At 36.7% G+C, this 25,721-nt stretch carries 26 protein-coding genes and 2 riboswitches; of the genes, 20 read left to right on the top strand and 6 right to left on the bottom strand.

The window, feature by feature from the left end:
- Window positions 1–111 precede the first annotated feature (111 nt).
- Window positions 112–1,620 carry a BCCT family transporter gene (locus tag AAIB49_RS06010; RefSeq protein WP_339214087.1) on the top strand — a complete coding sequence of 503 codons (1,509 nt, stop codon included), beginning with the start codon at window positions 112–114 and terminating at the stop codon, window positions 1,618–1,620.
- A gap of 3 nt (window positions 1,621–1,623) precedes the next feature.
- Here the strand turns inward: AAIB49_RS06010 and AAIB49_RS06005 are convergent, their stop codons facing one another.
- Complete coding sequence (locus AAIB49_RS06005) at window positions 1,624–2,217, bottom strand: YitT family protein (RefSeq protein ID WP_339214089.1); 594 nt, start codon at window positions 2,215–2,217, stop codon at window positions 1,624–1,626.
- 283 nt (window positions 2,218–2,500) lie between these two features.
- On the opposite strand from AAIB49_RS06005, the gene AAIB49_RS06000 reads away from it, so the two are divergent.
- From AAIB49_RS06000 to AAIB49_RS05970, 7 genes are all read left to right on the top strand, one after another.
- A complete protein-coding gene (locus AAIB49_RS06000; protein ID WP_343457492.1) occupies window positions 2,501–3,817 on the top strand; it encodes a hemolysin family protein in 1,317 nt (438 codons plus the stop codon).
- 465 nt (window positions 3,818–4,282) lie between these two features.
- Entirely contained in the window at window positions 4,283–5,227 is a 945-nt protein-coding gene (locus AAIB49_RS05995) for an AAA family ATPase (protein ID WP_343457491.1), read from the top strand.
- Window positions 5,224–6,441, top strand: coding sequence for a DUF58 domain-containing protein (locus AAIB49_RS05990; RefSeq protein ID WP_339214092.1), 1,218 nt, complete (start codon window positions 5,224–5,226; stop codon window positions 6,439–6,441). The genes AAIB49_RS05995 and AAIB49_RS05990 overlap by 4 nt, the downstream gene beginning before the upstream one ends.
- Complete coding sequence (locus tag AAIB49_RS05985; protein WP_343457490.1) at window positions 6,431–7,642, top strand: hypothetical protein; 1,212 nt, start codon at window positions 6,431–6,433, stop codon at window positions 7,640–7,642. Before AAIB49_RS05990 ends, AAIB49_RS05985 begins: the two co-directional genes overlap by 11 nt.
- 5 nt (window positions 7,643–7,647) lie before the next feature.
- Window positions 7,648–8,865 carry a hypothetical protein gene (locus tag AAIB49_RS05980; RefSeq protein WP_343457489.1) on the top strand — a complete coding sequence of 406 codons (1,218 nt, stop codon included), beginning with the start codon at window positions 7,648–7,650 and terminating at the stop codon, window positions 8,863–8,865.
- Between the two features lie 20 nt (window positions 8,866–8,885).
- Window positions 8,886–8,975: riboswitch (guanidine-I (ykkC/yxkD leader) on the top strand.
- A gap of 102 nt (window positions 8,976–9,077) precedes the next feature.
- Window positions 9,078–9,419 carry a DMT family transporter gene (locus AAIB49_RS05975; RefSeq protein WP_343457488.1) on the top strand — a complete coding sequence of 114 codons (342 nt, stop codon included), beginning with the start codon at window positions 9,078–9,080 and terminating at the stop codon, window positions 9,417–9,419.
- A complete protein-coding gene (locus tag AAIB49_RS05970) occupies window positions 9,419–9,733 on the top strand; it encodes a DMT family transporter (protein WP_339214097.1) in 315 nt (104 codons plus the stop codon). Before AAIB49_RS05975 ends, AAIB49_RS05970 begins: the two co-directional genes overlap by 1 nt.
- Here the strand turns inward: AAIB49_RS05970 and crcB are convergent.
- Genes crcB through AAIB49_RS05945 form a run of 5 tightly spaced genes read right to left on the bottom strand, consistent with a single transcriptional unit; the run spans window position 9,716 to window position 12,482 of the window.
- A complete protein-coding gene (crcB, locus tag AAIB49_RS05965; protein ID WP_339214098.1) occupies window positions 9,716–10,072 on the bottom strand; it encodes a fluoride efflux transporter CrcB in 357 nt (118 codons plus the stop codon). The genes AAIB49_RS05970 and crcB overlap by 18 nt on opposite strands.
- Window positions 10,073–10,080: 8 nt before the next feature.
- The gene (locus AAIB49_RS05960) at window positions 10,081–10,461 is read right to left on the bottom strand and encodes a fluoride efflux transporter FluC (protein ID WP_343457487.1); all 381 of its coding nucleotides are present in this window, start codon (window positions 10,459–10,461) and stop codon (window positions 10,081–10,083) included.
- Window positions 10,446–10,859, bottom strand: a complete 414-nt coding sequence (locus AAIB49_RS05955; protein WP_343457486.1) for a Fur family transcriptional regulator — start codon at window positions 10,857–10,859, stop codon at window positions 10,446–10,448. The genes AAIB49_RS05960 and AAIB49_RS05955 overlap by 16 nt, the downstream gene beginning before the upstream one ends.
- A complete protein-coding gene (locus AAIB49_RS05950) occupies window positions 10,856–11,704 on the bottom strand; it encodes a metal ABC transporter permease (protein WP_186870959.1) in 849 nt (282 codons plus the stop codon). Before AAIB49_RS05950 ends, AAIB49_RS05955 begins: the two co-directional genes overlap by 4 nt.
- Window positions 11,705–11,720: 16 nt before the next feature.
- A complete protein-coding gene (locus AAIB49_RS05945; protein ID WP_343457485.1) occupies window positions 11,721–12,482 on the bottom strand; it encodes a metal ABC transporter ATP-binding protein in 762 nt (253 codons plus the stop codon).
- Between the two features lie 781 nt (window positions 12,483–13,263).
- On the opposite strand from AAIB49_RS05945, the gene AAIB49_RS05940 reads away from it, so the two are divergent.
- The 12 genes from AAIB49_RS05940 to sufC all read left to right on the top strand — a co-directional run bounded on the left by AAIB49_RS05940 (window position 13,264) and on the right by sufC (window position 25,708).
- A complete protein-coding gene (locus AAIB49_RS05940) occupies window positions 13,264–15,663 on the top strand; it encodes a 3-hydroxyacyl-CoA dehydrogenase/enoyl-CoA hydratase family protein (protein WP_339214105.1) in 2,400 nt (799 codons plus the stop codon).
- Between the two features lie 16 nt (window positions 15,664–15,679).
- A complete protein-coding gene (locus AAIB49_RS05935) occupies window positions 15,680–16,855 on the top strand; it encodes an acetyl-CoA C-acetyltransferase (RefSeq protein ID WP_343457484.1) in 1,176 nt (391 codons plus the stop codon).
- Between the two features lie 187 nt (window positions 16,856–17,042).
- The gene (locus AAIB49_RS05930; protein WP_343457483.1) at window positions 17,043–18,827 is read left to right on the top strand and encodes an acyl-CoA dehydrogenase family protein; all 1,785 of its coding nucleotides are present in this window, start codon (window positions 17,043–17,045) and stop codon (window positions 18,825–18,827) included.
- Between the two features lie 594 nt (window positions 18,828–19,421).
- Window positions 19,422–19,784, top strand: coding sequence for an arsenate reductase family protein (locus AAIB49_RS05925; RefSeq protein WP_339214110.1), 363 nt, complete (start codon window positions 19,422–19,424; stop codon window positions 19,782–19,784).
- A 65-nt stretch (window positions 19,785–19,849) separates the two neighbouring features.
- Window positions 19,850–20,233, top strand: coding sequence for a glycine cleavage system protein GcvH (gcvH, locus tag AAIB49_RS05920; protein WP_343457482.1), 384 nt, complete (start codon window positions 19,850–19,852; stop codon window positions 20,231–20,233).
- Window positions 20,234–20,393: 160 nt separating this feature from the next.
- Window positions 20,394–20,750 (top strand): toprim domain-containing protein, encoded by a 357-nt coding sequence (locus AAIB49_RS05915; protein WP_186870950.1) that lies wholly within the window; start codon window positions 20,394–20,396, stop codon window positions 20,748–20,750.
- A gap of 19 nt (window positions 20,751–20,769) precedes the next feature.
- A complete protein-coding gene (locus AAIB49_RS05910; protein WP_343457481.1) occupies window positions 20,770–21,084 on the top strand; it encodes a thioredoxin family protein in 315 nt (104 codons plus the stop codon).
- A gap of 82 nt (window positions 21,085–21,166) precedes the next feature.
- Window positions 21,167–21,280, top strand: a riboswitch (SAM riboswitch).
- A 164-nt stretch (window positions 21,281–21,444) separates the two neighbouring features.
- Window positions 21,445–22,467 (top strand): methionine ABC transporter ATP-binding protein, encoded by a 1,023-nt coding sequence (locus AAIB49_RS05905; protein ID WP_343457480.1) that lies wholly within the window; start codon window positions 21,445–21,447, stop codon window positions 22,465–22,467.
- Entirely contained in the window at window positions 22,460–23,128 is a 669-nt protein-coding gene (locus tag AAIB49_RS05900; protein ID WP_343457479.1) for a methionine ABC transporter permease, read from the top strand. The genes AAIB49_RS05905 and AAIB49_RS05900 overlap by 8 nt, the downstream gene beginning before the upstream one ends.
- A gap of 28 nt (window positions 23,129–23,156) precedes the next feature.
- Entirely contained in the window at window positions 23,157–23,972 is an 816-nt protein-coding gene (locus AAIB49_RS05895; protein ID WP_343457478.1) for a MetQ/NlpA family ABC transporter substrate-binding protein, read from the top strand.
- 336 nt (window positions 23,973–24,308) lie between these two features.
- Complete coding sequence (locus AAIB49_RS05890) at window positions 24,309–24,479, top strand: YuzK family famiily protein (RefSeq protein WP_186870942.1); 171 nt, start codon at window positions 24,309–24,311, stop codon at window positions 24,477–24,479.
- Between the two features lie 443 nt (window positions 24,480–24,922).
- Entirely contained in the window at window positions 24,923–25,708 is a 786-nt protein-coding gene (gene sufC / locus AAIB49_RS05885) for a Fe-S cluster assembly ATPase SufC (RefSeq protein ID WP_186870941.1), read from the top strand.
- Window positions 25,709–25,721: the final 13 nt, after the last annotated feature.

Raw genomic sequence — 25,721 nt, 5'->3', positions numbered from 1 at the left:
AAAGTTTGACCTTTTTTTGTTCGTAATCGTTTTTGTTTCAAGAATAATATAGATGGAATGTAGAAGAATAATCCTTATCTAATGAAATCTTCAAGTAGGAAAGGATAAATTATGAGAAAACATTCCTATCACAATTCAGTATTTTATGTGTCAGGATCGATAATATTATTACTGGTGTTATTAGGGGCGTTTTTCCCAACACGTTTTGGCGAAGTTGCACAAGTGTTATTTCGTTTTACGACGATTAATTTTGGGTGGCTATATTTATTAGCCGTTTTTGCTTTCATCCTATTTTTAATCACATTATCTATTAGTAAATATGGAAAGATTCGATTAGGCCCACAAAATTCGCGCCCTGACTATCCATTTTTCACTTGGATTGGTATGTTATTCTCAGCTGGATTTGGATCAGGTTTAGTATTCTGGGGTGTCGCTGAACCGATGTCGCATTTTTTTATAACACCATTTCCTGAATTAGGGAGTAAGTCGGAAGAAGCAGCTAGAGTGGCTATGGGGTATTCTTTTTTTCATTGGGGGATTAGCCAATGGTCTGTGTTTGCTGTTGTTGGCTTAATTATTGCTTATAACCAATTTAAAAAAGAAAAGAATGGGCTTATCTCAACAGCTATACGACCAGTTGTTGGGAAGAATAAGATAGTTGGCAATGCAATTGATTCCTTTGCTGTAATTGCAACGGTTATGGGGGTCGCAACATCATTAGGACTCGGTATTCTTCAGATGACAGGTGGAATTTCCAGTACGTTTGGCTTTGCAAATTCTACGTTTCTTCAATTAATTATTGCCCTTGTTATGTTAGTATTATATTTATTATCCTCCAGCACCGGGTTAAATAAGGGAATAAAATGGTTAAGCAATATTAACTTAGGTATTGCCTTGTTACTATTATTGTTTGTTTTCTTTGCAGGTCCAACAGTATTTATATTAAATTCTTTTGTACTTGGTTTAGGAGATTATCTTACCAATTTTATTCAATACAGTCTTCGCTTAACACCTTATCAAGGTGGAAGCTGGGTTCGAGATTGGACTATATTTTATTGGGCTTGGGCTATTGCATGGTCCCCTTTTGTAGGAGCGTTTGTTGCGAGAGTCTCTAGAGGAAGAACCATACGCGAATTTGTAATTGGGGTGCTTTTTGTACCTCCTGCAATAGCCTGTTTATGGGTTGCCACATTTGGTGGTACAGCACTGTATAGTGATTTAAATAATGGTACCAAAATTGCTGAAGCGGTCAATGAAGATGTTGCGGTAGCGCTATTTGAAACTTTTGGGGTGATACCACTTTCCATTGTCCTAACAATCCTATCTATTTTGTTAATCTTTACCTTTCTCGTTACTTCTGCTGATTCTGCTACTTACATTTTAAGTAGTATGACTTCCAAGGGTAGCTTGAACCCTGCATTATTCGTAAAGATAGTCTGGGGAGTATTAATTACTGCAATTGCCGTTGTGTTGCTAATATCAGGGGGATTAGATGCGCTACAAACAGCATCCTTGATTTCAGCCTTACCGTTCACGATTGTATTAATTTTGATCGTGATTGCCTTTATAAAGCTTCTAAAAGCAAATCAAACAAATAAGAGAGACGGAAAAGAATCTTAGCAGCTACTTATCTATAGTAGCTGTTTTCTTTGGCTTAAAATAGCTCGTTACGATAAATGTAGTACAACCGCCAACGATCACTACTATTGCAGAGTAAAATATCTTTGTTTCTGGAATCACAATAGAGCCAAAAAGGATTACCAAACTATCAATCAGAAGAATAATTAGCCCAACATTAATGGTGGTTATGTTGGCTACAATTAATGCTAATAAATCAGACCCTCCGGTGCTAATATTATTAATCAACATAATGCTTATCCCAATTCCAATCATTATCCCAGCACAAATACTACTTACCCAAACAGGAGTGGACGAATCCGGTGGGAAAGAGCGGAAGAAGTCAATTAGAAAGGAAGAAACTAATAGTCCGTGTACGCCATTATAAAAGTAATCCCGATTATAATAAAATGCAATGATATAAAGAGGGAAACTTAATATAATAATTGTTAAGCCCGGTGGAAAGTCAAAGGCATATTTCCCAATTAAGCCAAGTCCAATCATTCCTCCATCCAGTAGGTGATGTGGAATAGCAAAAAAGTTAATGCCAATCGCTATAAATAGACTACCAACTATAACTGCTAATGCTTTCTGAATCAAGTTAAAAACCACCTCATCTTAGCCTTCGTCTTATTGTATGAATGACTTGTCCATATGATGAAAAGTCTAAATATAATTTTGTAGACTGATTGTTTTATATAGAATATAATTATCTTAGGGAGGTAGGTGATTCTGATGGGAAGGTAAACGTATTGCTTTTTAATTGGACTTTTGTAGATGAATGGATGTCCCAGAGGATGGATCATCTGCGAAATAGAACGGTATAATTTAAAGACAAATCAGGAGGTGAAATCCTCCGTATCTAAAGATACGAGGATACTAATTGGATATAGTTAACTTACTTTTGGTTGCTGCATTGATTCTTTTAACTGCATTCTTTGTAGCAACCGAATTTGCCATTGTGAAGGTCCGTTCTAGTCGAATAGACCAATTGATTGAAGAAGGCAGCTCGAGGGCGGCTAGCTTAAAAAAAATCGGTGACAATTTGGATGCTTATATTAATGTATGCCAAATTGGGATTACGGTGACGGCATTAGGACTTGGTTGGATTGGGAAAAGTTCTATAGAAGGAGCCTTTCATCATTTTTTTGAGAATATTGATTCGGCTAGTTTAGCTGGTTTCTTATCATTTATTATTGCCTTTTTCATCGTGCTATTTTTCCGTGTTGTAATCGGCGAATTAGTTCCGAAGGCGATTGCAACGAATAAAGCGGAGCCAATTGCTTTATTTGTAGCAAAGCCTTTATTATTAGTTCGATTTATTTTATATCCTATTACGTTCATTTTAAATATCACTGCAAAATTAATAGTTCGTTTATTTGGATTAAAATCTATACAAGAAAACGATGCCCATTCAGAGGAAGAGCTACGGTTAATCCTTTCTGAGAGCTACAAAAATGGTGAGATTAATAAAGCTGAAATGATGTACGTGAACAATATTTTTGAATTTGATGAACGTGTTGCTAGAGAGATTATGGTTCCACGTACAGAAATGGTGTGCTTTTTTAAAGAAGATAGCTATGAAACCAATATAAATGTTATCCGTGATGGTCAATATACTCGTTATCCGGTAGCGGATGGGGATAAGGACCATATTATAGGATTAATTAATATAAAAGAATTATTTACTGGTCATATTACAAGCGAAAAAGAATCCATTGAACCACATATTCGTCCAATTCTTCACGTGTCGGAATCTACACCGATTAAGCAAGCCTTGTTAAGAATGCAAAAGGAACGAATTCATATGGCAATAGTTGTGGATGAGTATGGTGGTACTGCTGGTTTAATCACGGTTGAGGATATTCTAGAAGAAATTGTTGGTGAAATTCGTGATGAATTTGATGCAAACGAAACACCAATGATTGAAGAATTAGAAGACGGATCTATCTTAGTAGATGGTAAAGTGTTGTTATATGAAATTAATGAGTACTTTGACTTTGACTTAGATGAAGAGGAAGTAGATACCATTGCTGGTTGGATTATCAATCATACAGTTGAAGCAAGTGTAGGATCGACGGTGGAGCATGAAGGTTACCGATTTATCGTGGAAGAAATTGACGGGTATCAAGTGAAGAAAATACGCATCATTCGACCTGAAGAATCTACATCTGATACGGAAGATGATGTTGAGGAATAGAAGATTTCGGAATGCACTGTGAGGTTAATCACAGTGTGTTTTTTTATTTGAATTTAATTCTGCCGCGGGGTTTTACTTCCGAGGTCGCGGAGATTGCTGCTTTTTCGCGCGAGTTACTCTCCATTTCGCGCGGGGACTCTCATTTTTCGCGCGACTTCACTTCTATTTCGCGCGGGTATTCTAACTTTTCGCGCGAGGTTGGATCTGTCGCGCGAAATTTATCCATTGCCGCGCGATATTCTCCTTCTGTCGCGCGAAATTTTTCTAAGTCGCGCGATTTTCCCCCTATCTCGCGCGAAACTTATCTACTGTTATAGGATAAATCTTTCGTAGTACCAAGTTAAACTGGGTAATATTATCTGTAAAAGGATAGGAATGTTCCCAACTATTATGTAAAAAATTAGTAAAACATGTTATAATAACATTAATTATCTAATAATTGTAATTTTTAGGGGGATTTAGAGAATGGAGAATATAAGTTTAGCAAAAGAAGCATTAAATCGTGTAATCTATGGAAAAGAAGATGTGATTGATTTGCTATTCACTGCTTTATTTGCTGGGGGGCATGTTTTATTAGAAAGTGTTCCTGGAACAGGTAAAACGAAGCTTGCGAAAAGCTTTGCAAAGGTAATGGATGGTCAGTTTAGTCGTGTACAGTTTACTCCAGATGTATTACCAAGTGATGTTACGGGTATTCGCTTCTTCAACCCAAAAACACAGGAATTTGAATTACGGGTAGGACCAGTTGTATCGAACGTATTGCTCGCTGATGAGATTAACCGCGCTACTCCGAAAACGCAATCTAGTTTATTAGAGGTAATGGAAGAGTACCAATCTACTATTGATGGTGAAACAATAAAAATTGAATCTCCATTTATCGTAATCGCTACGCAGAACCCGGTAGAAAGTAATTATGGAACATTTCCGTTACCAGAAGCACAGTTGGACCGCTTTTTATTTAAAGTAGACATAGGATACCCAACAAAAGAGGAAGAAAAGGAAATTCTATCCAACTACCGTACAAACGATCCATATGACGCCATTCATGCTGTATTATCACTAGAAGAAATTCGTACGATCCAACAAGAAATTAAACAAATCATGATTTCAGAAGTAGTAAATGATTATTTACTAGATTTAGTGCATGCTTCTAGAAATCATCATGAAGTGGAGTTGGGAATTTCTCCACGTGGAATGCTTGCGTTGATGCGTGCAAGTCAAGCTCGTGCTTATTTGCAAGGAAGAGAATATGTAACACCTAATGATATTAAGACGCTTATCCCATATGTTTTCGAACATCGTCTAATATTAACAATGGAAGGCTCCATAAAAAAGACTGCAGAACAAGTAGTAAACGAAATATTAGAAGCAGTTCCAGTACCAGTTGAAGAAGGGGCAGTTTCACAATGAGGTGGAGGAAGGAGGCGGGAACAGGGGATTCCCGAAGCTTTGAGTATATTCTTCTAGCCGTATTGGTGTTCTTTATTATCGGTGTTATCTTCCGTTCTGCTGTAGTCTTTATTGCTGTTGGTATTTTTGCAGCATATTTAATAGGGTATAAGATTTATGATAAAAGCATTGTAAGAAGCTTAAACTTAAAGAATAATACAAGAACGATTAAGCTATTCCCTGGAGAAGAAGAAAGCTTTACTTTTGAAATCGAGAATAGATCTATGTTTCCACTTATCAATGGGGAATTTTCTTTTCAAATTGGATCAGCTGTTAAAGCATATACACTAGCGAAAAAAGATAAGGATTATTGGAAAGAGTTACAGCTACCACTTTCTATCATTCAGAAGAAGAAAACCGTATTAGAATTTCCGATTCGAGCAGAGCAACGAGGTGTAGCTAGAGTAAAAAATATTACATATGATTTTCCGCACCTGCTTAATTTTAGTAGAATGCGATTGCGTTATTATGATTTTTATCAGACCGAATTTATTGTGTATCCGAAATTATTGCCAGTCAATGGGGTTAATGCGGTATTTCATATGATGCCTGGGGATAGCAGATTGAATTACTCTCCATTTGAGGATGTACAAAGTCCATTAGGGACACGTGACTATAGTTACAGTGACCCATTTCACAAAATTAACTGGAAAGCTACTGTAAAAACACAAAAAATGCAGACCAATATTTATGAAAAGGTAGTAGATCGGACATTTGTGTTTATTGTTAACCTAAGTACAGAAAACGATAAAAATATGGTGAGTTTTAATAAAAACTTAGAAAATCTACTATCCTATACAGCATATTTAAGTGAATATGCGACAAAAATGCGTATACCTTTTGAAATCTATATTAATGCTAGAAAGCCTGGTAAGATTCCATATGTTCACTTACATGAAGGAGAAGGAAAAACACATTACATGCATGCTTTAGAAATGCTAGCGCGGATACATAAGCAGGCTCCTATCCTACCATTTAATAACATGATGTTTCATATTGGAAAGCAATTTATAAAACCGAAGACAATTATTTTTATCGGTGACCTTACAAGTGGTTCCATGGAAATGATGAGTTCATGGAAACAAGTGCAAAATAGTATCTATCAGGTAGTGGCGGGAGAAGGAGGAGCTACTATTCGGCCTGTGGCAAGGGAGGCAATGAAAAATGCAACATAATCATCCACTTATTGCCTATGCTTACCACTTTATGTGTGAAGCAATTCTAATCTTTATGGTTTTCTTGCCAGTCCTTTATCATCGGTATTTTTTCGTTCCATATTGGAGTTATTTGGGGATTATTACGTTAATCTGCCTACTTTTTACTTTTCTAACATGGAAGAATGCAAATAGGCTTATTTATTTTCTGATGGCACCTATTGTTTTTGTCGCATTTTACTTATTAGACTATCCATTCTTAATTAGTATTCTCTTTACTGTTTCACTTATATGGAGTTATGTATTTATTAGAAAGCAACAAGTTGTAAAGAGAGAGTCGCTGTATATATTATTAACTGTGATTGCGACTATTTATGTAAGTATATTCGTTCATGACAGTGAAATGATGATCTATCCATTCCTACAATTTGTTTTGTTGTTTTTGGGGTATATTGCTAGTCATTTGGTGCATGTTGGAAAAAATGATAGAAAGGATATCGATCGAAAAATACCGTTCTACTTTCTTTGTCTATTAGTTGGTGGTGCAGTGTTATTTTTCGTAGCTTATCCTGCTCTTCGCTATATGACAGTTGCAATCTGGACTGGAATAATTAACTTAGTTGGAGGTACGATTCTTGGTTTCTCTAATCTACTAAGCTTTTGGGAAGTGGAAAAGCGAGGATGGCCAGAGCAGACACCAGATGAGGCCAAACATGGTGATGGATATTATAATGAACTACCAGAATATAATGTAATAGAAGAAATTTCCGGGATCGTTGTATTAGCGGTCGGGCTACTGTTAATTCTTGTTCTCGTGTTAGTTATATTTTCTATATTAAAAAATCAAGTGAAGAATCGTTTAGACAAAACACCAGTAGACGTTGGAAAACCACAAAGTCCGATTCATATACATCGAGAGGATTCAGAAGAAGAGAACTTGCGAAAACCACTATTGAATCGTAAAAAGCAGTTGCCTGATAATCCTATTAGAAAGATGGTCTTTCAATTTGAAAAAAAAGCTGTTAAATACAACAAGGGTAGAAAACCGTACGAGACCGTTGAGGATTGGTTTCATCGTGTCGGGATAGATGCTAATTTTAATATATATCAACAGGTTCGCTATGGAAACCAGCTAGTAAATGTAGAGGACCAACAGATATTAAAGAAGCAATTAAAGATGGTGGAAGATGTTCTTTTTGATAAAAAATCGTTACGGAGATGACAACATTGCACGTAAAACAGTTTTATGTAACCTATGCATACCATTTTATGAGTGAGGCAATCATCATATATTTAGTGTTATTACCATTTTCTTACTCTTATTATGAGAATGTTTCGATGTGGAGCTATCTAGGAATTACTATAGGGGTTGCCTTGGTGTATTCTTTCGTCTCTAAATATATAAAAAATTATGCACCATATTTGACTTCATTACCATTTCTACTCCTACTATTTTATTTCGTCGGCTATCCCCTACTAGTAAGTATTATATTCTCAGGATTATTCGTATGGCGGTATATTGCCATTCGAAGTAATGCATTTATTGGAAATGAAGCAACTTACGTCGGAGCGACCATTTTGCTTAGCTTGCTTGGATTATTTATTACACGTAATTTTGAAGTAATTAATTTTCTTATTGTCCAGATTGCTATTGTTCTATTAGGCTATATTCTAAGTCATTTATTCGTTATTGAAATGGAAAAACGAAGAACAATAAATCGTTCAGAATGGTTTAAATGGGGGAGTTTTTTTGCCATCGTAATTGGAGCAGTTTATATGTTATCAGACTTGCTGACAACGATGGCAGCAAGTCTATGGAGTGGGTTAGGTAATGTATTAACTATATTGGTCGGAGGTATAGCTCGCTTTTTTGAATTCCTTGGATTAAGTGCTTTCTTTAATAAAGGAATTAATGAAATGGAACCTATTGAAATAGGTGGTTTTGAAGAAGAAGAAGCGGGGGAAATGCCTGTTTTCGAACAGCATGAAGGTATTAGTATGGATATTATCATGTTTGTCTTGCTGGGAATTATTATCATTGCCTTTGTCATAATCTTATATAAAGCAATTAAGGAAAGAGCAAAAGATGTGGAGCATGATGAAGCTTTGGGATTTGAAATTAGAGAGGAAGCATTAGCTAGTTATAAGAGTAGTAGTAATAAAGGAAATAGGAAAAAAGGAAAAAAACCAGGTAATCCAATTAGGAGATTAGTTTATGATTTTGAGAAGAAAGCAGCTAAATTAGACCTTGCAAGGCTACATCATGAGTCCATTGAGAATTGGTTTCAACGTATAGGTTTAGAAGCGGATCTACAAGTTTATCAAAAGGTTCGATACGGGGACTTAAACACTTCAGCAGAAGAAGAACAAGAATTAAAAGAAACATTAAAGCGATTTGCACAGTACTTAGAAACGCACAAGGAAAATGAACTAGAAAAAGAATGATAAATATGGCATAATATAAATAGAAAGTTTTCTAGGGTTCCGCCAAATTAGGGTCTGGTCCGAGAGAAAACGCACGAAAGTGTACACGGAGGGACAAAAGCCCGGGAGGATATCGATGATATCTTCACCGGGCTTTTTCATATGGAGCAGTCACCTATAAGCAATGGATGTCTTACAAGCATTCTGGTGCTTTTCTTAAGGAGAGGATAATAGTGAATAAGTATTGGAATTTAGTATGGCTAGGTGTGTTATTTGAGATTGGTTGGGTTGTCGGCTTAAAGCATGCCAATACAGCGTTAACATGGGGATTAACCATCATAGCTATTTACATCAGTATGCATGCACTAGTAGTTGCATCGAGTAAATTACCGACCGGTACTACTTATGCTGTATTTACTGGAATGGGAACGGCAGGAACCGTATGTGTTGAAATGGTTGTATTTGGGGAACCTTTTCAGTTCATAAAGGTAGGATTAATTGCTTTACTATTAGTTGGTGTTATTGGCTTAAAAGTAGTCACAAAGCCAGTTGATAAGGAAGGGGAGCCATCATAATGGAATGGATATATCTTGTTATTGCAGGTGTTGGAGAAGTAGTTGGTGTTACCGGGATTAGCCAAGTCAATAAGAAGAAAAGTGTTGCGAGTTTTTCGATATTGATTGGTGGTTTTTCCTTAAGCTTTATCTTTTTAGCTATCGCGATGCAATCGATCTCTATGGGGACAGCATATGCCATTTGGACCGGTATCGGTACTGTTGGTAGTGTTTTAGTTGGGATGATTTTTTATCATGAATCAAAGGATTACTTACGGATTCTATTTATTTGTATGGTACTTACTGCAGCAATTGGATTAAAGCTGATATCCTAGCATAAATAGTGTGATGAAAACAGCTAAAATAGTAATCAGTAAGGATGTCAAACTATACGCTACGGCTGTTTTGTAGTTCCTTGAAAGTAGTAATTGAATGACTTCATTTCCAAATGTGGAGAAGGTCGTATAAGCACCACAAAAACCTATGCCGAGTAAGGACCAAAGAGCTTCCGTTAATACATGAATAGAATAAAAATAAATCGTGATCGCTAGTAAAATGGAACCGGTAATATTAGCGATCCAGGTGCCAATCAATCGTTTATTCAGTTTTTGAGAAATATAAAAGCGGAGGATGCTACCTATAAATCCTCCTAAACAAATAAACACGATATTCATATAGATTCCTACCTTTTAACTTGAGCAACTCGATATCCGATATAACAACATAGTAACCCACCGCCTACGCTGCATAGTACATAGGTGATAGCGAGTAAATAGCTTTGATAAACTAGTTGGATTGTTTCTACTGCAAAAGTAGAAAAGGTGGTAAAAGCACCAATTAATCCAGTGCTAAGTCCTGTGAATACAATAGTTGACAGTCTACTCTTGATGAATGCATTGTGAAGTAGATAGCTTAGAAAGAAGCAGCCAATTAAATTGGCCAGTAAGGTGCCAAAAGGGAATAGATAGGCACTAGTAAATAGCACTGAAACCATATACCTACCTAAAGCTCCGAGCATGCCACCAATGCCTACAGCAAGATAAAGCTTTATACGGTTTGGCATTCTGGGCATAACCCGTAAATCTCAAATTTATGGTCTTCAATTTCATAGTTAGATAGGGATCTTCTAACATCATCCATTGGACATACTTCAATCTCTTTTGTCTTCCCACAATCCTTGCAAATAAAGTGGTGATGATGGTGACTAGCACATTTCATACGAAAATGCTTCTCACCATTTAATTCTGTTACTTCTAGTATACCAACTTCATTATACAAGTGTAGGTTACGATAAATGGTATCAAAGCTAATACCCTCATAGGTTTCTTCTAAATGCCGTATCAGCTCTTTCGCTGTACGATAGCCATCAGCATTTTCAAAGTAGCTTAAGATATCTTTTCTTTTTCCAGTAGTTTTATAGCCTTTTTCCTTTAATAATTCAATTGCTTCCGAGGTATTCATTGTTTAGCCCCCATTTTTGATTCTTGTAGTCGTTTATAGGCGATGCTTAATAGTAATATTATAATCGCTACCATAACAATGGTACCACCAGGTGGGATATTTAAATAATAACCTGAGATTAATCCTATCATAACAGCTAATTCACCAAATGCAATAGCTAAAAACATCATCTGTTTAAAACCTTTAGCAATGCGCATGCTAGCAGCAACTGGTAAAGTCATTAAAGCAGATACTAATAATACACCTACAATTTGAATGGAAGCAGCAATTACTAGAGCAGTTAAGATTATAAATAATAGATGTATTTGTTTCGAGTGAATTCCGGATACCTTTGAATGTTCTTCGTCAAAGGATAGCGTAAATAGTTCTTTGTAAAAGATTGTAATAATAAATAATACAAAGACAGTAATAATTAAAATTGTAAAAAAGTCTGATTTACTAACAGCTGATGCAGAACCAAAGAGGTAATTCATCAGTTCCGTGTTAAAGCCGTCCGCTAAAGCGATAAATATTACACTTAATCCTACTCCCCCAGAGAGGATAATTGGTATTGCAATTTCTTGATATGCTTTATAGACACTGCGTAATTTTTCTATAAAGATAGAACCAAGTACGGAAAAAAGTAATCCACCATATAATGGTGGTAGCATGTAAAATGCAAATTTCTTTTCAATAAATAAAGAAAAAGCAATTCCTGATAGTGTAACATGGGATAAAGCATCTGCAATCAATGATAGCCTTCTAACAACAATGAAGGTTCCAAGAAGTGGTGCAATAATTCCAATCAAAATCCCAGTTAAAAAAGTTTGTCTTAAAAAATCATATGTCATTAAATCTGCTATCATTAGTTCTCCTCCAACATTAATGGTCGTGTGAGACGATACTCACCGGGTGACCATACAGTTTTGACATCTCTTTTTCTGTTAAGTTTGCATATTCTTCTGGCTTACCATGGAAATGAAGGGTCTTATTTAAGCAAACAATATCAGTCGCATACTTAGTCATTGTTCCAGTATCATGTGTTACGAGGAACAATGTAATTCCCTTTGTTTGATTCAACTCATGTAATAATTCGTAGAAGCGTTGTACATTCTCTGAGTCGATTCCCACCGTAGGCTCATCTAATATTAAGAGTTCAGGCTCGCTCACTAATGCACGGGCTATGAAAATTCGTTGCTGCTGACCACCTGATAAATTCCCGATATTTTGATAAGTGTATTCACTCATCCCAACTGCCTCAATAGCAGCCAAAATCTTTTCTTTATCTTTCTGTTTAAAAAATTTAAAGTAACCAACCTTACCTGTTAGGCCTGTCGAAACGACTTCATACACCGTTGCAGGGAAGCCTTTATTAAAGGAATTAGATTTTTGCGAAACGAAACCAATTTTACTCCATTCTTTAAATTCCTCCATTGGCTTGTTAAATAGGGTTACAGTTCCACGGTCAGGCTTTGTAATCCCTAGTATAATTTTAATAAGTGTTGTCTTTCCTCCACCATTTGGGCCAAGCAGGCCAACAAAAGCTCCCTTACGTAGCTCGAAATTGACATCTTGAAGTATGGCGGTTCTTTTTTCATAGGAATGACTAATATTCTTTAATGAAATAATGGAATGATTACTCATATATTAAGCGTCCTTTCATTGGCTTGCTTTATGATCATACTGTATTATAGGAAATAATCCTTGTTACTAGGAGTATTTTTTTCGATTCGATAGTATTATTACTCAACACCAAGATAGTTTTGGATAATCTTACATACTAACTCGACTAGGTGTACTCAAATATGATATATTGTACACCACTTGCTAGTGCTTGTGTAATAATAAATTTCTTTGAAGCAATACTCATGCTGACGATACATTATAGGGTTTACATTATAATGCGAGTTGCTCAGTAAACTATTCCGCGTCCATTCCATCATTGTAGGAATGGACTATGATTATGGCAACTATCACGATCAAATCTTCCAATACGTATGCTCATATAAATAAACCCTCTAGCACGAGCTAAATCGGGCTTTTGTTATGGTCATTGGTTGCTTGCGTAATGTTTGAAATAAGTTAGAAGATAAAGTTGCTCGTGTTCATTAAGATAGTAGATGCTTTGATTAAAACCTTATCCTGTAGTAAATATATCATATCGTAACAGGTGTCAATTTGTAAATAGGAATGATTACGATTAATGAAATTGTAGCTTTTTTGTAATGTACCACAACTCTGCTAACCTATTCAGATTATTACAAGGATGTTGGGAAGTCTTAGAAAAAATGATGGAATTCTCGAATTGGTTATTGCGAAATATCAGAATTTATTTTATAGTTAGTATAGATGGATAGGAGACTGTCCTTAAATTTTTACCATAAAATGAATGAGTATTCATTCAAATGTGATTGGGGGACAAAATATGAAGCGAACAATCAAGCGTGCTGCTGTCTTAGGCTCGGGAGTAATGGGATCCGGAATTGCTGCTCACTTAGCCAATATTGGCATTCCAACTTTAATGCTTGATATAGTACCAAGAGCATTAACGAAGGAAGAAGAGCAAAAAGGACTTACCCTGGAGAACAAGTCTGTACGGAACCGAATAGCAGCTGAAAGTAAACAGGCGTTATTAAAGCAAAAGCCATCACCTATCACATCCAAAGCAAGCTTAGACCTAATTGAAATCGGTAACATGGATGATGATATGGAAAAATTAAGAGATGTGGATTGGGTAATTGAAGTAGTAGTGGAAAGGCTTGATATTAAGAAGCTTGTATTTGAAAAGGTGGATCAGTATCGAAAGAAAGGTTCTATTGTAAGTTCTAATACGTCCGGAATATCTGTAGAAGCAATGGTAGAAGGACGTTCAGAAGATTTTCAAAAGCATTTTCTTGGTACACACTTCTTTAATCCACCAAGATATTTAAAGTTGTTAGAGGTGATTCCTACCCAGTATACCGATCCTGAAGTACTTCACTTTATGAAGCAATTTGGTGAAGATGTATTAGGAAAAGGTGTTGTAGAAGCTAAGGACACGCCAAACTTTATTGCTAACCGAATTGGTACGTATGGATTGTTAGTAACAGTGAGAGAAATGCTTAAAGGTTCTTATAGTGTAGGGGAAATAGACTCGGTAACAGGACCGTTAATTGGACGACCTAAAAGTGCTACATTCCGAACACTAGATGTAGTAGGATTAGATACTTTCGTACATGTTGCTCGTAATGTCTATGAGCAAGTAGAAGGTGCTGAGAAAGATGTATTTGATATTCCAGAATTTATGTTAAAGATGCAAGAAAACGGTTGGTTAGGAGCTAAGCGTGGCCAAGGATTTTTCTTAAAGAAAAAAGGAAAAGATGGAAGTGTTATTTATGAGTTAAATCCTGAAACCCTGGAATATGTAGAACGTAAGAAATTGAAAACTCCTGCTGTAGAGCTGGCAAAGCAGGCAAAAGGATCTCGCAACAAATTGAAAGCGCTTGTATCCGCGAAAGGTGACCGTGCCGGTGACTTGATTTGGAATATTTTAAAGCCGTCATTAATTTATTCCGCTGAGCTCGTAGGAGAAATTGCCGATGATATTGTCGCAATTGATCAAGCGATGAAGTGGGGATTCGGATGGGAATTAGGACCATTTGAAGTTTGGGATGCGATCGGTTTACGAGCTTCTGTCGAACGTATGAAGGAAGAAGGAGAAACCGTACCGAATTGGGTGTTAGAGCTACTGGAAGCAGGAAATGATTCCTTCTATAAATATGATAATGGAAATGTTTATTACTTTGAAAAAGGTGAATATAAGCTACAACAATTTAATCCAAAAGAAATTAACATTAAACGCTTAAAAGATGTTAATGGTGTCATAAAGAAAAACTCAGGAGCAAGCTTAATTGATATCGGAGATGGTGTTGCTTTACTCGAATTCCATTCGAAAAGTAATGCAATTGGCTTTGATACAATTCAAATGGTGAATTATGCAATTGAAGAAGTAAATAAAAATTATAAAGGTCTTGTCATTGGTAACCAAGGAAAGAACTTTAGTGTCGGTGCTAACTTAGCTTTAATGCTAATGGAAGCACAAGATGATAACTTCTTTGAGTTGGATATGGTTGTGAAAATGTTCCAGGACATGGGAACAACGATCAAGTATTCTGACAAGCCGGTAGTCGCAGCACCATTTAATATGACGCTTGGCGGTGGGGCTGAGATTTCCCTACCAGCAGCAGCGCTTCAAGCATCAGCAGAAACCTATATTGGACTGGTGGAGTTTGGTGTCGGACTAATCCCTGGTGGAGGAGGAACGAAGGAACTTTATTTAAAGCAGCTTCGTAATCTTCCAAAAGGTATTGATTTTGACTTAACTAAGGTTGCCAATGATGTGTTTGAAAAAGTAGCGATGGCAAAAGTATCAACTTCGGCTGATGAAGCAAGGGAAATCGGCTTCTTAAACAGAAATGATCGAATTAGTGTTAATCCAGATCATTTAATCTATGATGCCAAGCAGCGTGTACTTGAATTAGCGAATGCCGGATACCAGGCACCTAAACGTGAAAAAATTCCAGTTGTAGGGGATGCGGGATATGCTGCTATGGTACTAGGGGCTAAAACATTACAATTCGGTGGCTATGCATCTGAACATGATGTCAAGATAGCTGAAAGATTAGCATATGTTTTATCCGGTGGAAGGATTAAAGAAGGGACATTAATTGATGAACAAGTAATGCTTGATTTAGAGCGTGAAGCATTCTTAAGCTTAATTGCCGAACCGAAAACACAAGCACGTATGCAACACATGCTATTAAAAGGAAAACCATTAAGGAATTAGATAGGGGGAAGTTTGGATGAGAGAGGCAGTTATTGTAGCAGGTGCTAGAACCCCTGTAGGAAAAGCGAAAAAAGGGTCATTGAAGGATACACGGCCAGACGATTTAGCTGCATTAACGATTAAAGAGACATTGAAGCGTGCTGGCGGATATGACGGAAATATTGACGATGTAATAATTGGCTGTGCCATTCCAGAGGCGGAGCAAGGAATGAACATGGCCCGAAATATTGCAGGGATTGCTGGTTTAAAGCACGATGTACCAGGTATCACCATAAACCGTTATTGTTCTTCTGGACTACAAAGTATTGCTTATGCTTCAGAACGTATCATGCTTGGCGCTAGTGATACGATTATCGCAGGTGGAGCGGAATCTATGAGTCTAGTGCCAATGCCAGGGCATGTCATTAAACCAAACCCTAGTTTAGTAGAAAGTGCACCAGGTTATTACATGGGAATGGGGCATACCGCAGAAGAAGTGGCTAATCGTTTTGGCATATCTCGTGAGGAACAGGATGCATTTGCGGTAGAAAGTCATAAGCGTGCAGCACAAGCCCTAGCAGAAGGTAAGTTTAAGGATGAAATCGTTCCAGTTGAAGTGACTGAACGCTTTATTGGAAAAAATAACAAGGTAGAAGAGAAAACTTTCTTATTTGATACAGATGAAGGTGTAAGACCTGATACAACCCTTGAAGTATTGGCTAAGCTACGTCCTGCATTCCATGTGAAGGGAACCGTTACAGCGGGGAACTCCTCACAAATGAGTGATGGCGCAGCATCCGTACTTGTCATGGATAGGGAAAAGGCAGAAGCGGAAGGCTTAAAACCTTTAGTTAAATTCCGATCCTTCGCTGTTGCTGGTGTCGAACCGGAAATAATGGGGGTAGGACCAGTTAAAGCAATACCAAAGGCATTAGAAATTGCTGGGTTAAGCTTATCAGATGTTGGACTATTCGAACTAAATGAGGCATTTGCGTCCCAATCTGTTCGGGTGATTCAAGCACTAAATTTAGATTCATCTATAGTAAATGTTAATGGTGGTGCAATTGCCCTAGGTCATCCATTAGGCATGACTGGAACCAAATTGACGCTAAGTCTAGCTTACGAAATGAAACGTCGCAATATCCAGTTTGGAGTAGTCACCATGTGTATTGGTGGCGGAATGGGAGCAGCGGGAGTATTTGAATTATTGTAGATTGGTAGATTTTTGGCAATGCAGTAGTAATATTATTTTTTAACTCACATAGAGTACTGCAGGGAAAGACATTAGTCCTCCCTGCGGTATGTAAGTACTCGATGGAACAAGTATATTTAATAATTTTTGTTCAGAGCAAAGTATATTTATTCCATTAAGAAACTATATCCAAGAGAGGATGTTAAAAATGAGTGAAACAAAAGAAAAATTATTTAAAGGTGGATCCTTCTTAATTGAAGACTTAACTGGCGAGGACATTATCACACCAGAAGATTTCACAGATGAACATAAGATGATTGCCAAAACAACAGAAGACTTCGTAGCGGGTGAAGTATTACCACTAGTAGAAAAGTTAGAGAACCACGAATTCGAACACTCAGTAGAGCTATTGAAAAAAGCAGGGGAATTAGGACTACTAGGTGCTGATGTGCCAGAGGAATATGGCGGCCTAGCCCTTGATAAAATCAGTTCGTCTTTAATCACAGAAAAATTTTCACGAGCAGGTGGATTCTCCATCACGCACGGAGCACATGTAGGAATTGGTTCTCTCCCTATCGTGTTCTTTGGAAACGAACAACAAAAAGCTAAATATTTACCAAAGCTTGCGACAGGAGAACTGATTGCAGCTTACGCGTTAACTGAACCAGGCTCAGGTTCTGACGCATTAGGTGCCAAAACAACGGCTACATTAAACGAAGCAGGAACCCACTATATTTTAAATGGAGAAAAACAGTGGATTACGAACTCCGCTTTCGCTGATGTATTTGTTGTGTATGCGAAAATCGATGGCGAGCATTTTACTGCATTTATTGTTGAACGGGAATTCCCAGGTGTCTCTACTGGACCAGAAGAGAAGAAAATGGGCATTAAATCATCTTCCACACGTACTTTAATTTTAGAGGATGCGGAAGTACCGGTAGAGAACCTCCTTGGTGAAAAAGGTCGCGGTCATATTATCGCATTTAATATTTTAAATGTTGGACGTTATAAACTAGCAATTGGTGGTGTTGGGGGAGCGAAACGTGCTTTAGAGGTGGCTACCCAATACGTAAATCAACGTAAGCAATTTAATACACGGATTTCACAATTCACACTTACACAAGAAAAACTAGCTACGATTGCTTCGGAAATTTATGCTAATGAAAGTGCAGTGTATCGTACAGTTGGCTTGTTTGAGCAACGCATGGGGGCATTAACAGAAGAACAATTAAAAGATGGTCGTGAAATTGCTCGTGCAATTGCAGAATACCAAATCGAGTGCTCAATGAATAAATATACGGCTACCGAATTATTAGACCATGCTGCAGATGAAGCAGTCCAAATGCATGGTGGATATGGCTTTATGCAGGAATACGAAGTAGAGCGTATCTATCGTGATTCTCGTATCAACCGAATTTTCGAAGGTACGAATGAAATCAATCGCCTACTTGTTCCAGGTACACTACTCAAGAAAGCAATGAAAGGTGAGTTACCTCTATTCCAAAAAGCGATGAGCTTACAAGAGGAATTAATGATGCTAATGCCAGAGGAGCCAGGTACAGAACCATTAGAACAGGAAAAGTATTTATTAAGGAATGCAAAGAAAATCGTCTTACTTGGTGCTGGTTTAGCTGCACAAAAATACATGCAAAAAATCGAAAAAGAACAAGAAATCCTTGTGAACTTAGCTGATATGGTCGCTGAAGTGTACAATATGGAGAGCGCAATTCTCCGCACTGAAAAAGCGATTAATGCTACTGGAGTCGAAAAGAATAAACAAAAACTACTTTATACTCAAGTATATGTTCAAGAGGCATTCAACCGTATCGAGGCAGATGCAAAGGAAACATTAATTGCGGTAGAGGAAGGCGATACATTACGTATGATGCTTTCATCCTTACGTAAGCTAACCCGCCACACACCGACAAATGTCATTGCCAAGAAACGTGAAATTGCAGCAAGCATTATTGAAGCTGAAAAATACACATTGTAAATTTCGCTAGGATTAACCGTTAGTTAAATAATATCTAATGAAAAGCAACCCCGATATCGGGGTTGCTTTTCATTAGGTATGGGGTTTACTGGTGATAGGGAGTATGTATGTGGAGGTTGTTCGCATCTATTTGTGGATGGGGAGCATGTGATCGAAGAAAGGGCTCATCTATCTTTGAAAGGGGAGCATGTGAGCACAGAAAGGTCGCATCCACAAATGAATTAGATAGATCCCCCCGCAGCTATGTAACGAAGAATATACCTATTTTGATGAAGGGCTCTATGAGTTTTTTTAGATGGGGTAGTTTGAAATGGAATGGACAAACTAATTAGATCCGAACTATTCATAAGATAGGATATTACGTTCCTGGCAATTCATACAGGGTATATGTAGGGAACTAATTGAAATCTTGGAGAGGTTGATACTGAGTGTTTTAATAACTAGAAGGTTTCCCTATTCTTGCTATGCATCCAATCAGAACTATGTAGCTATCTTGTTACAAAACATATAATCACAGTAATCTATTAATTTTTTTCTCTACTTATAATTCCTTCTCATACATGGTAAAATATCCGTAGAAAAGGAGGAGCTATAATGGCATTAACATTTTATTGGTATCCGAATTGTGGAACTTGTAAAAAAGCGAAGAAATGGTTTGATGAGCATAACGTAGTGTATAACAGCATACATATTGTGGAAGAAACACCTTCTAAGGAAGAGATTCTAGAGTTAATTGAAAATAGCGAACTTCCTGCTAAGAAGTTCTTTAACACAAGCGGGAAAAAGTATCGTGAATTAAATATAAAAGATAAAATTCAAGATGCATCTACTGAAGAAATGGCAGAGATTCTTGCTTCTGATGGTATGCTAATTAAACGACCTATTGTAACAGATGGTAATACTGTAACAGTTGGCTTTAAGGAAGAAGAGTTTCAAGCGAAATGGGCTAATCAATAATACTAGCATAAATCTATAATAGATTGTATAGTTAATGTACAACCAATTATTCGGAGGGATTTTACGTGAGCTTACCAAACGACTTATTATATTCAAAAGAACATGAATGGGTAAAAAAAGAAGGTAACACTGTTCGTGTAGGGATTACAGACTTCGCTCAGGACGAATTAGGTGATATCGTATTTGTTGAGCTTCCAGAGGTTGGAGATGAAATACAAGTTGATGAGCCTTTTGGTAGCGTTGAGTCTGTAAAAACAGTGTCTGAATTATATGCGCCAATTAGTGGGAAAATTGTCGAAGTAAATACAGATTTAGAGGATAGCCCTGAGCTTGTAAACGAAGCTCCATATGAAGGTGCATGGATGATTGTCATCGAGCCTAGTGATGAATCTGAGCTTGATAATCTACTTTCGCCTGAGGCATATAAAGAAATAATCGAACAAGAATAATATGTTAAACATCTAAGACTGACTTTTTTCCAAGCTTTACGGAAAAGAGTCAGTTTTCATTTCAAAAATATCCAGCTCTAGGCGTCAATCCCGATGGAGATTATGTTCACCTATTTGTGTTTGGACGCCTTACGCTCTAATCATATGAGGGGGATCTACCATGATTTCACATCAAACTGAACGTGTTATAATTGTTGAGGGTTTAACGGATAAAAGGCAACTTGAGAAAGTTATTAATGACCAGATTACAATTATTTGTACGAATGGAACGTTTGATATAGAACGTTTTGATGAAATGCTAGAAACCTACCAGTTGGATGAAAAGGATGTTTATATCTTTGTTGATGAAGACAAATCTGGGATGAAGCTTCGGAAACAACTTTCCCTTGAGTTACCTCATGCAGAGCATATTTATGTTAGTAGTGAGTATCGAGAAGTAGCTGCTACCCCAGAACGAATTTTAGCAATGCTTCTACTTGGTAAGCAAATCGCTGTTAATCCCCATTATTTAGTCTAGCTTTCAAGTAGGTGATAAATTGAACGAGATTTCCAAAGAAGTTCTTGAACAACAAGAATATTTACTGTATATATATACCCCTTTTTGTGGTACTTGCCACATAGCCAGGACAATGCTAGATAAGATAGAAGCAGTGCATCAAGAGAACATATTTTATGAAATGAATGCTTCTTTGTATCCGGATTTCATGCAAGACAATAAAATCGAAAGTGTTCCTTGTCTTGTCATAAAGAAGGATCATGATATTAAAGAAAAAATCTATGCATTTCAATCGATTGGGAATATATATCGTTACCTTTTAGAATATCAACCAGAATTATTTCGAGATAAATAATAAATTATATTGCATTTTTTTATTGACACGTCTATATACTGATGATATAGTAAATTCTGTTGAAAAATTGAATAATGTAAATCTCTTATCCAGAGCGGTGGAGGGAAAGGCCCTATGATACCGCGGCAACCTTCAAACTTTCGTGTTTGAAAAAGGTGCCAAGTCCTACAAAGCAATTGGCTTTGAAAGATGAGGGAACGTTAGGATTTAATAATTACTATTACGTCTTTCTGTTCTCTTACAGAAAGACGTTTTTTATTTGGAAAGGGAAAAATCAATTCTTATCATGACGTGATATAGATACGAATATATTTATGCATTTCCGAAATTAGTACATCATAGAAAGAGGAGGGATATGGAATGATATCTATTAAAGATCTGACAAAAGTATTTCGCTTTGATCAGAAAGAAATCAAAGCAGTGGATAATTTAAGTTTAACCATTGAAGATGGTGATATATTTGGTGTGATTGGCTATAGTGGTGCGGGAAAAAGTACATTTATTCGTTTGCTAAATCGTCTCGAAGACCCTACTTCTGGTCAGGTATCCATTCAAGGCAAAAATATAACGGCAATGAATAAGAATGAACTAAGAATTGCTAGACAGGATATTGGGATGATTTTTCAGCATTTTAATCTTCTATGGTCACGTACAGTTCGTGAGAATATTGCATTTCCATTAGAGATTGCTGGAGTTCCTGTAAAAGAAAGAGAAGATCGAGTAAAGGAACTAATTGAGCTTGTAGGACTTGCTGGAAGAGAGAATGCATATCCTTCTCAATTAAGTGGCGGGCAGAAGCAGCGAGTTGGTATTGCAAGAGCAATTGCGAATAATCCTAAAGTGTTATTATGTGATGAAGCAACCTCTGCATTAGATCCAGAAACAACGGATTCCATATTAGACCTTTTGGTGGATATTAATGAAAGATTAGGACTTACCATTATATTAATTACCCATGAAATGCATGTTATCAAGAAAATTTGTAACCGAGTTGCTGTGATGGAAAAAGGAAAGATTGTGGAGCAGGGGGATGTGCTAGATGTGTTCCTCAAACCGAAGCAGCCCGTTACTAAGAAATTCGTCGAACAAGTGATGGGTGACTCAGATGGTGATTTGAGTCAATTATTAGATGTTTATACAAGCGGAAGGGTTGTTCGTTTACATTTCGTCGGGGATTCTGCAAATCAAGCTTTAATTAGTCAGTTATCTAAGGAATTTGAAATTGAAGTCAATATTCTTCAAGGAAAAATTACGCAAACTAAACTTGGTGCTTATGGGACCCTAGTAGTACAAATTAACGGAAGTGACCATGAAATAAACAATACAATCCAATATATTACGGAAAAAACCACTGTAGAAGTGGAGGTTTTAAACCATGCTTAATGAATTATTTCCTAATGTAGTAATAGAGAAATTACTAGTGGCAACGGGTGAAACGTTCTATATGACCCTTTTAGCCTTAGTTGGGACGGTTATTTTTGGAATAATATTAGGACTTTTACTTTATTTAACTTCAAATGGTGGACTTTGGGAAAATAAAGTATTGAATTTTATTGTAGCCACAATCGTAAACGTATTTCGAGCTATTCCGTTTATTATTCTTATATTGTTATTGATTCCATTCACTAAATTCTTAATCGGAACCATTAGGGGGCCTAATGCTGCGACTCCAGCGTTGATTGTAGGTGCAGCCCCGTTTTATGCAAGGTTAGTAGAGATTGGATTGCGTGAGGTTAATAGAGGCGTTGTCGAGGCAGCACAGTCAATGGGCGCTAAAACAAAAACAATCATTTTTAAAGTGTTGTTACCGGAATCCATGCCAGCTCTTGTCTCTGGTATAACAGTAACTGCTATTGCATTAATAGGATATACGGCGGTAGCTGGTGTTATCGGTGCAGGTGGCCTTGGTGACTTTGCCTATTATCATGGATTTGTACGACGTGACTTTGATGTCGTGTTTGTATGTACCGTTTTAATTGTTATTATTGTTTTCATATTCCAATTCATTGGTGACTTTATTACTAATAAATTGGATAAAAGATAAAATACATTGAATAAAAGGAGATTACCAAATGAAGAAATTATTAGTTCTACTATCTATTTTACTTATTAGTTTGTTAGCTGCTTGTGGAAGTGATGGCCATGTCATCAAAATCGGTGCTACAAGTACTCCTCATGCAGAAGTATTAGAAAAAGCTAAACCGTTACTAGAGGAAGAAGGAGTTACTATTGAAATTGAAGAGTATTCCGATTACAACTTGTTAAACCTTGATCTAGATGAAGGAACTATTGATGCGAACTACTTCCAGCATATTCCATTCTTTGAAAAGGACATCAACGATCCGAAAAAAGGCTATGACCTTGTTAATTTAGGTGGTATTCATATTGAACCTATGGGTGTATATTCTAAGAATATTACAAGTGTAGATGATATTCCAGAAGGTACAGAGGTTATTATTAGTCGTAATGACCCCGACCATTATCGCATTCTGCAATTATTCGAAGCACAAGGATTAATTAAAATTGCAGATGATGCAGACACAGGCCACCCTAGCCAAGAAGATATTGTAGAAAACCCATTAAACCTTCAGTTCTTGTTTGGCGAAGTGAATCCTGAATTCTTAATTGAGGCTTATAATAATGAAGCAGACGCTCTTGTAGCAATTAATACAAACTATGCGATTGAGGCAGGACTTACGCCTTTAGAGGATGCTTTATTTATTGAAGGAGAAGAATCAGACTACGTTAATATTATTGCTGCACGTGCAGAAGACAAAGATAATGAAGACTTGAAGAAAGTTGTAGAAGTCTTACAGTCAGAAGAAATTCAAAACTTCATTATGGATAAATATAATGGTGCTGTAGTACCTGTAGGTGGCAATAACTAATATGGAGAAAAGAGGCTGACCAAGGTTAGTCTCTTTTATTTTGCATTTAGAATAGGTGAAATTTATTCTATGGAATCATCGGGGCGGTATGCAGGGATATAAGTACAGAAGAAGAATGTATCAGTGCCTTAAATGATTAGAGGAAGATGAAGCATTCTAAAGAAATTGGTTAAATGTTTGTAGAAAATAATACTATATCGTTTTAATGAGGATAAATAGTATTATTCATCGATTTTCGAAATTCAACACGACTTGGTGTCATATATTTGGCGTGTTAAACTTAACATGTCAAATACAAAACAAAAGGGATGATTCACTATTTCTAGTGAGATAAAAATGAACTATACCTCAGAAATGGAAAAAGCACTGCAAGCATCACATCAAATGGGGTACGCTGAATACTGCCGAAACTTAGACAATCGCATGCAAGTTGAAAAGAAAAGGCAAGAAGAATACAACCAATGCAAGCAACTATTGGCGGAAATTGATAGTAATCTTTTTAAATAATGTGAATGATGCTGAGGATGTTCAAATGAATATCCTCAGTTTTTTGTCGAAGTTGCTGTTACTTAAACTATATAAGTTCAACCATTCTACCTACTATGTGGAGATGAAGGATGGATAGGTCAATGGGACTGTTTTCAGGAGGCATCTCTTTTGCATCGTGACATCTTCTCTACGCATCTTCTGTAGGAGGGAGGATAGATTTAGCTTAGGTCACTCCTTATATAGGAAAGTATTAGACGATTCGGACTGTTAAGGGGACTAGCAACACCTTATAAATCCATACAAAACATAGGGAAAAACAATTAAAATATCATTCGATTTATACAACCTAAAAAAGTTGATAATCAATTCGAAATGCTATAAGATTGTAATGAGAATAAATTGAGAATGGATATCATTATTTATCATATCCAAATAAGATAACAATATATGGAGGTATCGATATGGCAGGATCTACATTAGAAATTAAAAATCTTCATGTTTCAATTGAAGGTAAAGAGATATTAAAAGGCGTTGATTTAACAATTAAAGGCGGAGAATTCCATGCAATTATGGGACCGAACGGAACAGGTAAATCAACTCTTGCATCTGCAATTATGGGACATCCGAAGTATGAAATTACGGAAGGGTCAGTTCTATTAAATGGCGAAGACGTATTAGAAATGGAAGTAGATGAGCGTGCACGTGCAGGTCTATTTTTAGCAATGCAATATCCTAGTGAAATTAGTGGTGTAACGACTTCTGATTTCTTGCGTTCTGCAATTAATGCTCGTCGAGAAGAAGGCGATGAAATTCCTTTAATGAAATTCATTAAGGATCTAGATAAAGATCTTGATTTCCTAGAAATCGATCAAAGCATGGCAACAAGATACTTAAACGAAGGATTCTCTGGTGGAGAGAAGAAACGTAATGAAATCCTTCAATTAATGCAAATCAAGCCTGACATTGCAATTCTTGATGAAATTGACTCTGGTCTGGATATTGACGCATTGAAAGTTGTTTCGAAGGGTATTAACAAAATGCGCGGCGAAAACTTTGGTTGCTTAATCATTACACACTACCAACGTCTATTAAATTATATTACTCCAGACTTCGTACACGTGATGATGCAAGGTCGCGTTGTGAAATCTGGTGGTCCTGAATTAGCTCAACGTTTAGAAGCAGAAGGATATGACTGGATTAAAGAAGAATTAGGTATCGAAGACGAAACAGTTGGACAAAACGCTTAATAGTTAGGAGGGG

This window comes from Ornithinibacillus proteolyticus (genome assembly GCF_039581225.1).
Lineage (GTDB): Bacteria > Bacillota > Bacilli > Bacillales > Amphibacillaceae > Ornithinibacillus > Ornithinibacillus massiliensis.
The sequence above is the reverse complement of the archived record's forward strand: the minus strand, read 5'-3'. Positions and strand labels throughout refer to the sequence as shown.

Excerpts from the sequence above, each read along its gene's own strand:
- AAIB49_RS06010 (WP_339214087.1), top strand. The coding sequence starts at position 112 with ATGAGAAAACATTCCTATCACAATTCAGTATTTTATGTGTCAGGATCG.
- AAIB49_RS05995 (WP_343457491.1), top strand. The coding sequence starts at position 4,283 with ATGGAGAATATAAGTTTAGCAAAAGAAGCATTAAATCGTGTAATCTAT.
- AAIB49_RS05990 (WP_339214092.1), top strand. The coding sequence starts at position 5,224 with ATGAGGTGGAGGAAGGAGGCGGGAACAGGGGATTCCCGAAGCTTTGAG.
- AAIB49_RS05985 (WP_343457490.1), top strand. The coding sequence starts at position 6,431 with ATGCAACATAATCATCCACTTATTGCCTATGCTTACCACTTTATGTGT.
- AAIB49_RS05970 (WP_339214097.1), top strand. The coding sequence starts at position 9,419 with ATGGAATGGATATATCTTGTTATTGCAGGTGTTGGAGAAGTAGTTGGT.
- crcB (WP_339214098.1), bottom strand. The coding sequence starts at position 10,072 with ATGAATATCGTGTTTATTTGTTTAGGAGGATTTATAGGTAGCATCCTC.
- AAIB49_RS05960 (WP_343457487.1), bottom strand. The coding sequence starts at position 10,461 with ATGCCAAACCGTATAAAGCTTTATCTTGCTGTAGGCATTGGTGGCATG.
- AAIB49_RS05955 (WP_343457486.1), bottom strand. The coding sequence starts at position 10,859 with ATGAATACCTCGGAAGCAATTGAATTATTAAAGGAAAAAGGCTATAAA.
- AAIB49_RS05950 (WP_186870959.1), bottom strand. The coding sequence starts at position 11,704 with ATGATAGCAGATTTAATGACATATGATTTTTTAAGACAAACTTTTTTA.
- AAIB49_RS05945 (WP_343457485.1), bottom strand. The coding sequence starts at position 12,482 with ATGAGTAATCATTCCATTATTTCATTAAAGAATATTAGTCATTCCTAT.
- AAIB49_RS05940 (WP_339214105.1), top strand. The coding sequence starts at position 13,264 with ATGAAGCGAACAATCAAGCGTGCTGCTGTCTTAGGCTCGGGAGTAATG.
- AAIB49_RS05935 (WP_343457484.1), top strand. The coding sequence starts at position 15,680 with ATGAGAGAGGCAGTTATTGTAGCAGGTGCTAGAACCCCTGTAGGAAAA.
- AAIB49_RS05930 (WP_343457483.1), top strand. The coding sequence starts at position 17,043 with ATGAGTGAAACAAAAGAAAAATTATTTAAAGGTGGATCCTTCTTAATT.
- AAIB49_RS05925 (WP_339214110.1), top strand. The coding sequence starts at position 19,422 with ATGGCATTAACATTTTATTGGTATCCGAATTGTGGAACTTGTAAAAAA.
- AAIB49_RS05915 (WP_186870950.1), top strand. The coding sequence starts at position 20,394 with ATGATTTCACATCAAACTGAACGTGTTATAATTGTTGAGGGTTTAACG.
- AAIB49_RS05905 (WP_343457480.1), top strand. The coding sequence starts at position 21,445 with ATGATATCTATTAAAGATCTGACAAAAGTATTTCGCTTTGATCAGAAA.
- AAIB49_RS05900 (WP_343457479.1), top strand. The coding sequence starts at position 22,460 with ATGCTTAATGAATTATTTCCTAATGTAGTAATAGAGAAATTACTAGTG.
- AAIB49_RS05895 (WP_343457478.1), top strand. The coding sequence starts at position 23,157 with ATGAAGAAATTATTAGTTCTACTATCTATTTTACTTATTAGTTTGTTA.
- AAIB49_RS05890 (WP_186870942.1), top strand. The coding sequence starts at position 24,309 with ATGAACTATACCTCAGAAATGGAAAAAGCACTGCAAGCATCACATCAA.
- sufC (WP_186870941.1), top strand. The coding sequence starts at position 24,923 with ATGGCAGGATCTACATTAGAAATTAAAAATCTTCATGTTTCAATTGAA.